This is a genomic window from Halofilum ochraceum (genome assembly GCF_001614315.2).
GTDB classification, from domain to species: Bacteria; Pseudomonadota; Gammaproteobacteria; order XJ16; family Halofilaceae; genus Halofilum; species Halofilum ochraceum.
Genome location: NZ_LVEG02000001.1, coordinates 116,357 through 129,944 on the forward strand (window position 1 = coordinate 116,357; position 13,588 = coordinate 129,944).

Genomic DNA, 13,588 nt, shown 5'->3' on the forward strand with positions numbered 1-13,588 from the left:
TTTTCGACGATCCGGGAGAGTACACGATGATGAAACAGGATTTGAAACGGACGCAGGCCGCGCTGGCGCAAGCCGGCTATATTTTCACGGGCTATGACTGGACCGGGGCGGCACGGACGGCCAGACCGGCAACGCGGTCGGAATTTGCGCTCGACCCCGCGACCGATGCACGCGAGGCTCGGCGGACATGGAGACAGCGGGCGGTCGAGGCACGGCGTGCAGCGGCCCGCCGGCGGACAACCGACGCGCTCCACGAGCGCGTGGCGGCGTGGGCCCATGCCCGCGTGCCGGGCGATCCCTGCATCCATGCCGGTTGCTGAGGGAACGGCGATGGGGGTCGTGCGTGTCGGGCATCCCCCATCGCCGGTATGCCCGACCACCGATCCCCCGCCAGCCAGACTTCCTTATCGCTCGCGGTAGTACATCCGCATCGCGATCGGCGCGAAGATGGCCGTGATGACGGCCGAGGCCGCCAGCACCCTGCCGACATCCGCCAGTGCAACGCCGCCGTGCATGAGTCCACGCGACGCATCGGCAAGGTGGGTGACGGGGTTGGCGGTGACGATCGTCTGCAGCCACCCCGGCATGGTCGCCGGATCCACAAAGATGTTGCTGATGAACGTCAACGGAAACAGGAACATGAAACTCGTGGTCATGACCGATTCCGGTGAGCGCACCAGCATGCCGATGATGATCCAGATCCAGGAAACCGCGAACGAAAACACCAGCATCAGCGCCACTGCGAGTACCACGCCTATCGGTCCGGCCTCGGGGCGGAACCCCAGCGCCAGCCCGACGACAATCACCACCAGTGCCGCCAGCGAGTAGCGCAGCACGTCACCCAGCAGGGCGCCGACGATGGGCGCCGGCTGCCAGATCGGCAGCGAACGAAAGCGATCAAATAGCCCCTTGTTGATATCCGTGTTCAGGCCCATGCCGGTGTAGACGGTCACGAATACGACGGTCTGTACGGTGATGCCGGGCAGCAAAAACTGCACATAGGTTTCCGGGGAACCGGCGAGCGCACCACCGAACAGGTAGGTGAACATCAGCGTCATCATGATCGGGAACACGGTTACGTCGAAAAGCTGGAACGGCACATGCCTGATCTTCAGGAGTGCGCGCCAGCCGAGCGTAACGGCGGCGGACAGCGCGCCTGGCGGCGACGGCCGCAGGTCCCGGGACAGCACGCGATGCAGGTCGCCGTTACTCATGGGAGGCGTCCTCCGCGCCTTCGGCGGCGTGCCCGGTCAACGCGAAGAAGACGTCGTCCAGCGTCGGCTGCGCCAGTGAAAACTCGAGCACGGACACGCCCCCACGTGACAGTGCGGCCAGCGCGGCGGGCAACTGCTCATCCACGTTGACCCGCGCCATCAGTGTCAGCGTATCGGCGCCGTCCTGCACTTCTTCGTCCATCACGTCACGCAACAGATACCGGGCGCGTTCGAGGTGCTCGGGCTCACCCACGCGCAGGTGCAGCGTGCCGCCGCCCACCGACCGCTTCAGTTCCCGGCTCGTGCCCTCCGCGATCACCCGCCCGGAATCGATCACGGCCAGACGGTCGGCGAGGCGGTCGGCTTCCTCGAGATACTGGGTCGTGAGCAGCACGGTGGTGCCCTCGGCCGCGATCGCCCGCACGATGTCCCACACCTGATTGCGGCTGCGGGGGTCCAGGCCGGTGGTGGGTTCGTCGAGGAACAGCAGTTCGGGCGTCACGATCAGGCTGGCGGCGATATCCAGGCGGCGGTGCATGCCGCCTGAGTAATGGCGCACCTGGCGCCCGGCCGCGTCGGTCAGGCCAAAAGCCCCGAGCAGATCGCGGGCCCGCCGTCGAGCCTGTCCCCACGAAAGGCCGAAAAGGCGTGCAACCAGCACCAGATTCTCGAACCCGGTCAGGTCCTCGTCCACCGAGGCGAATTGACCGGTCAGCGTCACCTTCGCGCGGACGGCGGCGGCCTCCCGGGCGAGATCGTGGCCGAGCACATGTGCCGACCCGCTATCCGGCTTGAGCAGCGTGGCGAGCAGGCGAATGGCCGTCGTCTTGCCTGCACCGTTCGGGCCCAGGAGTCCATGAATGGCCCCGCGCGCAACGGACAGATTCAGCCCGTCGAGCGCGCGCGTCGTACCGAAGGACTTCACCAGCGCGCTGGCTTCTATGGCGTGGGGCATGGTGGCGTGACGATTCCAGAGGCCGAGGAAGATTACGCGCGGCGTGGTCTGCCTGTCCATCGCGGCCGCCGGCGGGGCTCACATGCATGCTCGATGTCGCGCAGTCGGTACGGTCCGATGTACATAAAATGGACACCGGTGTACGCTGCTTTGCTACGCCCAGTGCAATCCGCGCTGCACCATGTTTCCCGGTCACAGAGATCCTCTGGATGCAACCTTCAGAGAACCGCGATACCAAATGGAAAGGCTCTCGCGACGCCTGGCTCGACGCGGCCTTCGAGCTGCTGCTCGAGTCCGGCGTGGACAGCGTGCGGATCCTGCCGCTGGCCAGGCGACTGAACGTCTCGCGGACCAGCTTCTACTGGTTTTTCAGGGACCGCGAGGCGTTGCTGTACGCCCTGATCGAACGCTGGCGGGAGAAGAACACGCAGGGCCTCGTCCGGCAGACCGACGCGTACGCCGAGGACATTGTCGAGGCGGTCCTCAACGTCTTCGACTGCTGGCTGGACTCCGGGCTGTTCGACGCACAACTGGAATTCGCGATGCGCAGCTGGGGGTTGCAATCGGAAGAAGTCTCCCGGGAGATCGATACCGCCGACGAAGCGCGCATCGAGGCGCTGGCACGGATGTTCGAGCGCCATGGATACGAGTCGCTCGAGGCCAGCGTGCGGGCCCGCACCATCTACCTCACCCAGATCGGCTATATCTCGATGAACACCCGCGAAACGCTCGAGGTCCGCATGCGGCGCATTCCCTACTACGCCGAGATATTCACGGGGCAGGCACCGCAAACGCGCCAACTGCGACGCTTCCATGCCCGACATGGTTATGAGCCGGACGCCGACGGTCGGGAGGGGAAGTCGTTGCGGGGATGATGGCCTGCGGATCCGGGTAGCGATAAGTACACCTATGTACACAGGTTTGACAGCCCTGTACATCCGTCGCAGACTTTTCCGGGTGCGCCACACGTTGGAGACTGGTCATGTCGAACGACCCGCTGCTGCAGCCCTATAAGCTCAAGAATCTGACCCTGAAAAACCGGATCATGATGACCTCGCACGAGCCGGCATACCCGGAGGACGGGATGCCCAAGGAGCTCTACCGCGAGTATCACGTTGAGCGGGCGCGGGCCGGACTGGGGCTGACCATGACGGCGGGTTCGGCATCAGTGGCCCGGGACAGCGCACCGGTGTTCAACAACATCCTGGCCTACAAGGACGAGGTGGTGCCCTGGATGCGCGAGCTGACCGACGCCTGTCACGAACACGGCACCGCCGTGATGATCCAGCTGACGCATCTGGGCCGGCGCACGCGCTGGGACAAGGGGGATTGGCTGCCCGTATTGTCGCCATCGCACAATCGTGAGGCCTCGCATCGCGCTTTTCCCAAGCAGATCGAGGACTGGGATATCGAGCGCGTGATCGGCGACTATGCCGATGCCGCCGAACGCATGTACGCCGCCGGCCTCGATGGCATCGAGCTGCAGGCCTATGGCCACCTGATGGATCAGTTCTGGTCCCCGCTGACCAATACCCTCGAGGAGCCGTATGGCGGGAACCTCGATAACCGACTGCGGTTTACCTTTGAGGTGCTGAGCGCAATTCGCAAGCGCGTTGGCGATGAATTCATCGTCGGCGTGCGTTACACCGCCGATGAGATGCTGGCGGGCGGGCTTACCGCCGATGACGGGATGGAGATCTCACGGCGTCTGAAGGACAGCGGTCAGGTCGATTTCCTCAACGTGGTCCGCGGTCATATCGACACCGACCCGGGACTCACCGACGTGATTCCCATTCAGGGCATGCCCAGTGCCCCCCATCTGGACTTCGTGGGGGAGATCCGGCGCGAGGTCGACTTCCCGACTTTCCATGCCGCCCGGATCCAGGACGTCGCCACGGCGCGCCATGCCATTGCCGAGGGCAAGGTCGACATGGTCGGCATGACCCGTCCCCACATGGCCGACCCGCACATCGTGAGCAAGATCCAGCAGGGGCGAGAGGAGGAGATCCGTCCCTGCGTCGGCGCCAACTATTGCCTCGATCGCATCTACCAGGGCGGGGAGGCCTACTGCATCCATAACGCGGCCACGGGGCGCGAGACCACCATGCCCCACACGATCTCCGAGGCGTCCGAAAAGCGCCGGATCGTGATCATCGGTGCCGGTCCGGCGGGCCTGGAGGCCGCCCGGGTCGCCGGCGAGCGCGGGCATGAGGTCGTGGTTCTCGAGGCCGGGACCGATGCCGGTGGCCAGGTGCGCCTCACGGCGCAGAGCAAGCGCCGGCGCGACATGATGGGGATCATCGACTGGCGGCTGCAGCGCTGCGAGCAGCTCGGTGTAGAGATCCGCTACAACGTCATGGCCGAGGCCGAAGAAGTCATACAGGAGAAGCCGGATGTAGTGATCGTGGCGACCGGCGGCTACCCCCGCGACGATCAGCCCGAGGTCGGTCACGACCTGGTGGTCAACACCTGGGATCTCCTCGACGGCCACGTGGCGCCGGGCAGCAACGTGCTGGTGTTCGATGATGCCGGTGATCATCCCGCCCTGCAGGCTGCGGAGATCATTGCCGAAACGGGTGCGCAGCTCGAGATCATGACCCCCGACCGCAACTTCTCGGCGGAGATCATGGCCATGAATCTCACGCCATATATGCGCTCCCTGCAGCGACCCAACGTGACCTTCACGCCCACGTACCGGCTGAAATCCGTGGAGCGGGATGGCGATGGACTGGTCGCGAAGATCACCAGTGATTATATGGATCTGGATCATGAACGGCGTGTCGACCAGGTCGTGGTCGATTACGGCATCACGCCGATGGCCGACGTCTATTACGAACTGAAGCCGCGTTCCAGCAACGGTGGTGAGGTGAACTACGACGAGCTGATTGCGGGCAAACCCCAGACCGTCACCCGCAACCCGGAAGGCGAGTTCCAGCTGTTCCGCATCGGCGACGCCGTCGAAGCCAGGAACACCCATGCAGCCGTCTACGATGCCCTGCGGCTGGTGAAGGACCTGTAAGGGGGATTCCGGGCCCAGGAGGCTGTCCGGGTTTCCCGGACAGGCTCCTGGGGCTATCGAGACCAGACGCCATCCGCAGCGCCGGTTCCGCCGAATGCTTTCGCGCTGGCACCTGGATCCATAACGGAGTCTCGATGAACCCGCCGAATGAATGCGTATGGGATTACCCGCGGCCGCCTCGAATCGAGCCGAACACTCGGCATCTGCTGGTCACGCACGAGGGCCGCACGCTCGCGGAGAGCCATGCCGGCTGGCGTGTGCTCGAGACCAGCCATCCGCCATGTTTCTACCTGCCGGCGGACGCGGTCGACTGGACGCGGTTGGTCGAGTCGCCGACCGTGACCTTCTGCGAATTCAAGGGCCGTGCCCGGTATTGGTCGCTGCGGATCGATGACGGGGTGATACCGGATGTCTGCTGGTCCTATCCGCGACCGGTGGATTCGCAGCGCGAGATCGGCGGTTGCGTCTCCTTCTACGCGGGCCGCGTCGACGCCTGTTATGTCGATGGTGAGCGCGTGCAGGCCCAGGCCGGCAGTTACTACGGCGGCTGGATCACCAGCGGCATCGAAGGACCGTTCAAGGGTGGGCCGGGCACCGCCGGCTGGTGACCTTCGACGCCCAACCCCGCCCGGGCTACTGCTCGCGCCAGGCCCGGCTGAGTTTCTCGAACATGCGCTCCGTCGCGGCGATCTGTTCGTCGTCGAGTGTCGCGAAAGATTCGTTCACCAGGCGGTCTATACGGGAACGTGCGGAGTCGGACGCGCTGATGTGCTCCGCCGGCGTCGTGTGCAACCAGCGGCCACAGACCACGGCCGCCATGTCATCGGCCGAGTCGGGCCAGCGCCGACTGAACTCCGAGGTGGCACAGGTCCTGATCGTCTCGGCAACAAGCCGCAGGTCCAGCGGCATGCTGGCCATGATCTCTTCCATGCGCGACTGACCGTTGCCCATTGGCGGCTATTCTCGACCACTGGATATAATCATATCCTGGTCCACGGCGCCTCGCTGACGCAATCCTGTGCAAGGGCCTGAACGATGCGACCTGCTGCGATCCGGGAGTCCCTGGCCGGTGTCCGGATCTCGCTGCTGTCGCGGATTTTTCGTATCCGGAGCCACAACGGGGTCTCGATGAATCCGGTCAATGAATACACAGGCCCCGGAATTCAGGGCCCGGCTGCCGGTAACCGGCAGCCGGGACGGGGACGCCCTCATCCGCTCTTTGCCATGTAGCTGGTCATCAGGTTGCGGTAATTCGGGATGTGGTTGGAGAACAACGCACCGATGCCCTCGATGTCGTTGCGCCAGTCGCGGTGCAGTTCGCAGGCGACGGCGAACCACGTCATCAACTGGACACCGGCCTGCTGCATGCGCTGCCACGACGAGTGACGCGTCACTTCGTTGAAGGTGCCCGAGGCGTCGGTCACGACGTACACGTCGTAGCCTTCCTCTATGGCGGCGAGCGCGGGGAACGCGACACAGACCTCCGTCACCACACCGGCGATGATCAGCTGCTTTTTGCCGGTGGCGCGCACTGCTTCAAGAAAGTCTTCGTTGTCCCATGCATTGATGTTCCCGGGACGCGCGATGTAGGGCGCGTTCGGGAACGTCTCCTTGAGTTCGGGCACGAGCGGTCCGTTCGGACCGTCCTCGAAGCTCGTCGTCAGGATCGTGGGCAGTTCGAAGTACGCGCCGGTTGCCGCGAGGGCCAGCACGTTATTCTTGAACTCGCCCGGTGAGAAGTCCTGCACGAGCGATATCAGCCCGGATTGGTGATCGACGAGCAGCAGCGCCGCGTCGTTCTTGTCGAGCGGTTTGTACTGGTATTGCGTGGTCATGGTTACCTCCCGTGCTATGGCTCGGCGCCAGGCAGGCGCCGGTGGTTATGCCCGGTTTTGCGTTTTAGCCGGCCAATCGACCGAAACGCCCCGAGCGAAAGTCCTCCAGGGTGGAGCGGATCTCTTCCTGCGTGTTCATCACGAACGGGCCGTATGCGGCGACCGGTTCATCGATCGGTTCGCCCTCGAGCAACAGCAGCGTGGCGTCGGCGTTGGCCTCGATGACGATGTCGTCACCGCTGCGCTCGAAGCGGATGCCCTGTGCGTCGCGGAGGATCCGGTCGTCGTTGATCAGAACCGGGCCGTGCAGGGTTACCAGCATGGCGGTCCAGCCATCGGTCAATGACAGATGAGTCCGCTCGCCGGCGGCGAGGCGGATGTCCAGCACGTTCATCGGTGTGCGTGTCCGCGCGGGCCCGGTGCTGCCGGCGAATTCTCCGGCGATCACGCGAACCCGGCCGTCCGCATCGGGCAATGCAACGGCGGGGATGCTGGCGTCGGTGAGCGTCTGGTAGCCCGGTTCGGCTTTCTTCTCCTCGGCCGGGAGATTCACCCACAGCTGCACCATCTCGAAGGGGCCGCCCGTGCGCGTGAACTCGTGCGAGTGGAACTCCTGATGCAGGATCCCGTTGCCCGCCGTCATCCACTGCACGTCTCCGGGCCCGATGCGGCCGCCGGCACCGGTCGAGTCGAGATGCTCGACCTCGCCCTGGTAGACGATCGTCACGGTCTCGAAACCGCGATGCGGGTGCTCGCCCACGCCCCGCGGCTGTGCCGCCGGTTCGAACGCGTGTGGCCCGGCGTAGTCGAGCAGCAGGAACGGGCTCAGCCGCTCCACATCCCCGCTGTACGAGAACAGGGAACGGACGGGGAAACCGTCACCGACCCAGTGGCCGGCGGGGGTCTGCAGTACTTCGGCGATCTTTCTCATGACGACTGCTCCATGCGAGTGACTGTAGGCCGGTTCGACCTGTTGAGTGAAGTCTGGTAGTGCGGCGCGCTGCCGACTAGATGGTAGAGTGGCAACGCAGCGTTCCACTGCTGGAACGGGGACGGGCCGTGCCGGATCTCAACGACCTCTACTACTTCGCCAAGGTGGTGGATCATCGCGGTTTTGCACCGGCGAGCCGCGCGCTGGGCGAGCCGAAATCGAAGCTGAGCCGCCGGGTTGCGGCGCTCGAGGAGCGGCTGGGTGCCCGCCTGATCCAGCGCTCCACGCGCTCGTTGGCGCTGACCGAAATCGGAGAGGCCTACTACCGCCACTGCAAGGCCATGCTGGTCGAGGCCGAGAGCGCCGAGGAAGTCGTCGAGCAGAGCCGGGAAGAACCCTGCGGAACCGTGCGCATGGCCTGTCCGGTCGCCCTGCTGGAGACGCGCGTAGGCGACATGCTGGCGAGTTTCATGGCGGCGCATCCGCGCGTCGCCGTCCACCTCGAGGCGACCGATCGACCGGTCGAACCGATCGCCGAGGGGATCGACCTTGCCATACGGGTGCGTCCGCCGCCGCTGGCCGACAGCGAGCTGGTGATGCGCCCGCTATCGGACCGCGGCCAGTCCCTCGTCGCCGGTCCCGCGTTGCTGGAGCGTTTCCCGAAGCCGGAGGGGCCGGGCGATCTCGAGTCCCTGCCGAGCCTCGCGCTGGGACGCCCGCAGCACAAGTACCACTGGCACCTGGTGGGACCGGAAGGCCAGTCTGTCGATATCGAGCACCACCCCCGCTACGTCACCCACAACATGACCGCCCTGCGGGCGGCGGCGGTGGGTGGTATCGGCGTCGTCCAGTTCCCGAACATGATGGTCGACACGGACCTGCGTGACGGGCGTCTGATTCGCGTCCTGCCAGAGTGGGCGCCACCGCGCGAGATCATCCATGTCGTGTTCCCGTCCCGGCGCGGTCTTCTGCCGTCCGTAAGGGCGTTGGTGGACTTTCTGGTGGATCGCTTCCAGGCGCTGCAGGAGGACTGAGCGTGGGTTGCGGGCAAGGGCCCGCGACGTTTCACCCGGGACGCGTTACGCCGATCCCGGTGCCGTCTTTCATTCCGGGCGGGCGCCCGCGGTCGTCGGGCTATCGGTCGCCTGGCTATCGGTCGCGGGGCGACCGGGTTCGTCAGCCGGAGTCGCCGCCTCGTCGTGTTCCCCGTTCGTGGTCTCGGCGTGGGCCTCTTCGCCGTAATCGAAGTGCCGCGGATACAGCGGTGACAGTGTTGCGACGAACAGCCCGATCGTCGAGAACAGGGCGAACGCGTGCGCATAACCGAGATGCGCGATGGCGAAACCGATCGCCGGGGCCCCCGCGGCCTGTCCGATCGCAATGGCGATGAAAGGCAGCACCGGGCCCATCGAGGGCCGACCGGGCGAGAGGTGGATGCCGGTGAGCAGGTAGAGCCCGCTGAGGCTCATATAGGCGACACCGAACACCACGGCCGAGACGATGGCCAGGAACAATTGGCCAGGGCTGGCCGCCAGCAGCGCGAGGCTCGCCGATATCGTCACCAGCGCCAGGGCGTGTGTAATGGCTGGACCATTGCGGTCGCTGAGGTCGCTGATGATCGCACCCGAGAGGCCGGCGATACCGACGGCCAACCACAGCCACGCCGTCTGGTCCGGGGGCATGTCGCTGAGGTTGACTACGAGGTCCGGCGCAAAGATCCAGTATCCCGATGCAATGAACCCCATCGAGAACGCGAACAGCGACAGCCGGATGAGCTGTGTCCACTGGATGAGCCCGATCCGGGGCGGCGGTTCGGCATCAGCCGGTTGGACGCGTGATACCGACGGGATGAAATACCATGCAGCGAGGACCCCGATGCCTGCCAGGACCGCGAAGGACACGTAGGCGAGACGCCATGCGTTGGCCAGGAACAGCGCGGCCGGCACGGCGACGGCCACGCCGATACTGGTGCCGGCGTTCATCACGGCGGTCACCCGTCCATGCATCGAGCGCCTGACCGCGGCCTGCATGGCCGAGGTGAGCGCCGGCATCATCAAACCGGTGCATACGCCGCAGGCGGCAACGCCGACACCGAGCGCCAGCGCGGTCTCCGCCTGACTCATCAGGGCAAGCCCGCCGACGCCGAACCCGCCGGAAAGCACGGCTGCATTGCGCGCGCCGAGCCGAGAAGCGGCCAGCGGTGCGATCAACGTCGCGAAGACGAAACTGATAAAGGGGATCGCGCCGATGAGGCCGATCAGGTCCGCCCCGAGGCCGAGGTCGGATCGCATCGGCGGGACGAACAGACCGAACGCGAAGCGCGCCAGGCCGTAGCTGATCGCAATCAGGCCGGCCCCGAGGATCGCGAAACCGATCGTCGAGAGCGTCTTCAGCCGCGAACCGGGTGGCCTGCGGTTTTCCGCCGGCGTGTTCAAGCGTCTGCCGGGCATTCGCGGGGACGGACATGATCGAGCAGGGTGTGCACGTGCCGAATGGCGTGGTCGGAACCGAATACGGGCACCAGCGCGTTGGCACCCTCGAAAATCATCAGGAGCTGCTCACTCATGTCGGTGTCGTGCGTGCCGGTGTCGGTCTCGACGGCTTCGGCAATCAGGGTCAGTAATCGGTGCTTCAGCCGCCGCCCGAGCGCGGCTATGGCCGGGTTGTGGCTCTCGTACTCGCCGATGGCCTTGATGACGATGCATCCATGCGTCGAGGATTCGGACAGCCAGCTGCAGTGCCGTTCGGCCAGCGCCTGAATCGCGTTGCCGGGTCCGGACTGCGCCATGGCATCGCGGAGATCGTCCATGTAGCGGCTGTAGCGGCGCTCGAGCACGGCCTCGATCAGGGCGTCCTTGGAGCCGAAGTGGTTGTACAGCGTCATGCGGACGACACCCGCCTCCGATGCCAGCCGATCGATGCCGGTGGCGTGGAAACCTTCGTGGTAGAAGAGGTGTTCGGCGGTATCCAGGACCGCATCACGTTTCGAGGGACGCATCGCTGTTCCAAACTATAATGATCAGTATAATCATTTTGGCCGCACGGACTCGCCAGTACAAGTCCTTTCGCGGGTGCGGGGACCGCACATCACCCGGTTGCTTTTCGTGACCGGTTCGATTCGCGCCATGTCCGTGAGCACTGTACAAAGACCCTCCGATCGCAAGCCAGGATACTCCCTGCAATGGATACAGTGACCATCCCGTCGCGGTTCAAAGGGCCGCCGAAAAGCGCCAATGGCGGCTACGTCTGTGGATTGATGGCCCGGCGGATCAAGGGCGACGTGGCAGCCAGCCTGAAGATACCCCCGCCGCTCGATACGCCGATCGCACTGACCGAATCCGGGGGCACGGTGGAAATGCACCTGGACGACCGCCTGGTGGGCCGGGCGCAGGCCGCGGAGCTCGACCTCGAGGTGCCAGCCATGCCAGCGCCACTGCGCCTCGGCGGTGATCCGGTCGATGCCCCCGGACGCCCGGTGAAGTTCGCCCCGTTCTCCACCTGTTTCGTCTGCGGCAAGGACCGTCAGCATCCGGACGGCCTGTGTATCCATCCGCAACAGGTCGAGGGGCACGAGGGCATGGTCGCGGCCCCCTGGAGACTGCACGAAGGGCTGGGAGACGCGCACGGCCGCGTGGCAACGGAATTCCTGTGGGCGGCACTCGACTGCCCCGGTTACTTCGCCTGTGCCCCGGGCGAGGCCGCATTGCTGGCCAGACTGACGGTAAGCATCGGCGCTCCCCTTCGGGCGGAGGGCGAGGCCACGGTGCTCGGCTGGGACCTGAGCGGGGCAGGGCGGAAACGCAGGTGCGGGACGGCGATATTCGCGCCCGATGGCTCGCTGGTGGCCAGGGCCGAAGGACTCTGGGTCGTGGTGGACCCGTCCTCGATCACCGCCTGAGGCCGGCGGCCCCGGGAATACCGCAGGCAGCGGTCCCGATAATCAGGGGCCCCGCGGGGCCCCGGGGGCCTGTCCGAGGACCCGGGACAGGCTCCTAGCCGCCCACCCGCTTGCGGAGCTCGTTCTTCTGGATCTTGCCGGTCGCTGTTCGCGGGATGGCCTCGAAGACGAACCGGCGCGGGATCTTGTACCCGGCGAGATTGCTCCGGCAGTGCTTCTCGAGGTCCTCGTCCGAGGCCGTCTGGCCCTGGACCAGCTCGATGAAGGCGCACGGCGTCTCGCCCCACTTTTCGTGCGGCATGGCCACGACGGCGACGACGGCCACGGACGGATGCTTGTACAGGGCGTCCTCGATCTCGATCGATGAGATGTTCTCACCGCCCGAGATGATGATGTCCTTGGATCGATCCTTCAGCTGGATATAGCCATCCGGATGTACCACCCCCAGATCGCCCGAGTGGAACCAGCCACCGGCAAACGCCTTTTCGGTCGCTTCGCGATTGCGGAAATAGCCTTTCATCACGACGTTGCCGCGGAACATTACTTCGCCGAGCGTTTCGCCGTCGTGGGGGACCGCCTCCATGGTCTCGGGATCCATCACCTCGAGCCGCTCCAGCGGGGTATAGCGTACGCCCTGCCGGGCCTTGCGTGCGGTGCGGGCCTCCTGATCAAGGGCGTCCCACTCGGTCTTCCATTCGTTCACGACGGCCGGACCATAGGTCTCGGTCAGGCCGTACAACTGTGTGACATTGAACCCGGCCGTCTCCATCTCGGACAGCACCTTTTCCGGCGGCGGCGCGGCCGCGGTGAAGAACTCCACCGTGTGATCCAATTCACGCCGCACCTCGGGCTCCGTTGAGACCAGCAGGGACATCACGGGGGGCGCGCCGCAGAGGTGCGTAACCCCGTGTTCAGCGAGCGCATTCCAGATCGGCTCGGAGCGCACCTGACGCAGACAGACGTGCGTGCCGAAGACCACCGACATCGTCCAGGGGAAACACCACCCGTTGCAGTGGAACATCGGGAGGGTCCAGAGATACGTCGCGTGTCTCGGCATGTTGGCGATCAGGGCATTGCCCTGGGCGAGCAGATACGCACCCCGATGATGGGATACCACCCCTTTGGGATTGCCGGTGGTTCCGGACGTGTAGCCGATCGAGATCGCGTCCCATTCATCCTCGGGCATCAGCCATTCGTAATCGGGGTCGCCCTGCGCCAGGAAGGACTCGTAGTCGATCTCGTCCGAGAGGCCCTGGTATTCACCGGAGGATTGCGGATCCTTGTATACGACGAGCAGGGGATCGACCTCGGTCAGCTCGAGCGCTTCCCGGGCCAGAGGCATCCATTCGCTATCGACGATCAGGATGCGTGAGCCTGCATGGTCGAGCTGGAACGCGATGGTGTTCGCATCCAGTCGCGTGTTGATCGCATGCAGGACCGCCCCGCACATCGGGACGCCGTGGTGCGCCTCCAGCATCGGCGGAACGTTCGGCAGTAATGCCGAGACCGTGTCCCCGCCGCCCATGCCCTGGCCGGCGAGCGCCGATCCGAGGCGGCGGGAGCGACGGTAGAACTCGCTGTACGTGTAACGCTGTGACCCGTGGATGATGGCCACATGCTCCGGCATGACGCTGGCCGCGCGCTCCAGGAAGGTGAGCGGTGTGAGCGGCTGGAAATTGGCCGGATTGCGATCCAGGTCGGTATTGAATGGGTTGGTCATGATATCGCTCATCCGG

14 protein-coding genes are annotated in these 13,588 nt (G+C 65.3%); 6 read left to right on the forward strand and 8 right to left on the reverse strand.

The features are described 5' to 3' along the window. Positions 1–26 precede the first annotated feature (26 nt). The gene (locus A0W70_RS00545) at positions 27–320 is read left to right on the forward strand and encodes a hypothetical protein (protein ID WP_070987329.1); all 294 of its coding nucleotides are present in this window, start codon (positions 27–29) and stop codon (positions 318–320) included. 84 nt (positions 321–404) lie between these two features. Here A0W70_RS00545 and A0W70_RS00550 read toward each other — a convergent pair whose 3' ends face one another. Both A0W70_RS00550 and A0W70_RS00555 read right to left on the reverse strand, forming a co-directional pair. Continuing rightward, on the reverse strand, positions 405–1,214 hold the full coding sequence (locus A0W70_RS00550; RefSeq protein ID WP_070987331.1) for an ABC transporter permease: 810 nt from the start codon (positions 1,212–1,214) through the stop codon (positions 405–407). Beyond that, on the reverse strand, positions 1,207–2,169 hold the full coding sequence (locus A0W70_RS00555) for an ATP-binding cassette domain-containing protein (RefSeq protein ID WP_070988220.1): 963 nt from the start codon (positions 2,167–2,169) through the stop codon (positions 1,207–1,209). Before A0W70_RS00555 ends, A0W70_RS00550 begins: the two co-directional genes overlap by 8 nt. Positions 2,170–2,378: 209 nt before the next feature. On the opposite strand from A0W70_RS00555, the gene A0W70_RS00560 reads away from it, so the two are divergent. From A0W70_RS00560 to A0W70_RS00570, 3 genes are all read left to right on the forward strand, one after another. Continuing rightward, positions 2,379–3,044: a TetR/AcrR family transcriptional regulator gene (locus tag A0W70_RS00560; RefSeq protein WP_070987333.1), complete on the forward strand. Its 666-nt coding sequence runs from the start codon at positions 2,379–2,381 to the stop codon at positions 3,042–3,044. Between the two features lie 107 nt (positions 3,045–3,151). Continuing rightward, on the forward strand, positions 3,152–5,188 hold the full coding sequence (locus A0W70_RS00565; protein WP_070987335.1) for an NADH:flavin oxidoreductase: 2,037 nt from the start codon (positions 3,152–3,154) through the stop codon (positions 5,186–5,188). A gap of 134 nt (positions 5,189–5,322) precedes the next feature. After that, entirely contained in the window at positions 5,323–5,796 is a 474-nt protein-coding gene (locus A0W70_RS00570; RefSeq protein ID WP_070987337.1) for a DUF427 domain-containing protein, read from the forward strand. A gap of 25 nt (positions 5,797–5,821) precedes the next feature. On the opposite strand, the gene A0W70_RS00575 is transcribed toward A0W70_RS00570, so the two are convergent. The 3 genes from A0W70_RS00575 to A0W70_RS00585 form a co-directional block, all read right to left on the reverse strand. Then, positions 5,822–6,139: a hypothetical protein gene (locus tag A0W70_RS00575; RefSeq protein WP_070987340.1), complete on the reverse strand. Its 318-nt coding sequence runs from the start codon at positions 6,137–6,139 to the stop codon at positions 5,822–5,824. Positions 6,140–6,396: 257 nt separating this feature from the next. Further along, positions 6,397–7,023: an isochorismate family cysteine hydrolase YcaC gene (ycaC, locus tag A0W70_RS00580; RefSeq protein WP_070987342.1), complete on the reverse strand. Its 627-nt coding sequence runs from the start codon at positions 7,021–7,023 to the stop codon at positions 6,397–6,399. Positions 7,024–7,087: 64 nt separating this feature from the next. Continuing rightward, positions 7,088–7,954: a pirin family protein gene (locus A0W70_RS00585; protein WP_070987344.1), complete on the reverse strand. Its 867-nt coding sequence runs from the start codon at positions 7,952–7,954 to the stop codon at positions 7,088–7,090. A 128-nt stretch (positions 7,955–8,082) separates the two neighbouring features. Here A0W70_RS00585 and A0W70_RS00590 point away from each other — a divergent pair, with 128 nt between their 5' ends. Then, entirely contained in the window at positions 8,083–8,988 is a 906-nt protein-coding gene (locus tag A0W70_RS00590; RefSeq protein ID WP_070987346.1) for a LysR family transcriptional regulator, read from the forward strand. A 69-nt stretch (positions 8,989–9,057) separates the two neighbouring features. Here A0W70_RS00590 and A0W70_RS00595 read toward each other — a convergent pair whose 3' ends face one another. Together A0W70_RS00595 and A0W70_RS00600 are read right to left on the reverse strand one after the other, a co-directional pair. After that, entirely contained in the window at positions 9,058–10,389 is a 1,332-nt protein-coding gene (locus A0W70_RS00595; RefSeq protein ID WP_245675777.1) for an MFS transporter, read from the reverse strand. After that, positions 10,386–10,952: a TetR/AcrR family transcriptional regulator gene (locus tag A0W70_RS00600; RefSeq protein WP_070987349.1), complete on the reverse strand. Its 567-nt coding sequence runs from the start codon at positions 10,950–10,952 to the stop codon at positions 10,386–10,388. Before A0W70_RS00600 ends, A0W70_RS00595 begins: the two co-directional genes overlap by 4 nt. Positions 10,953–11,135: 183 nt before the next feature. Here A0W70_RS00600 and A0W70_RS00605 point away from each other — a divergent pair, with 183 nt between their 5' ends. After that, complete coding sequence (locus A0W70_RS00605; protein ID WP_083330666.1) at positions 11,136–11,852, forward strand: hotdog family protein; 717 nt, start codon at positions 11,136–11,138, stop codon at positions 11,850–11,852. A 94-nt stretch (positions 11,853–11,946) separates the two neighbouring features. On the opposite strand, the gene A0W70_RS00610 is transcribed toward A0W70_RS00605, so the two are convergent. Then, the gene (locus A0W70_RS00610) at positions 11,947–13,572 is read right to left on the reverse strand and encodes an acyl-CoA synthetase (RefSeq protein WP_070988223.1); all 1,626 of its coding nucleotides are present in this window, start codon (positions 13,570–13,572) and stop codon (positions 11,947–11,949) included. Between the last annotated feature and the right edge of the window lie 16 nt (positions 13,573–13,588).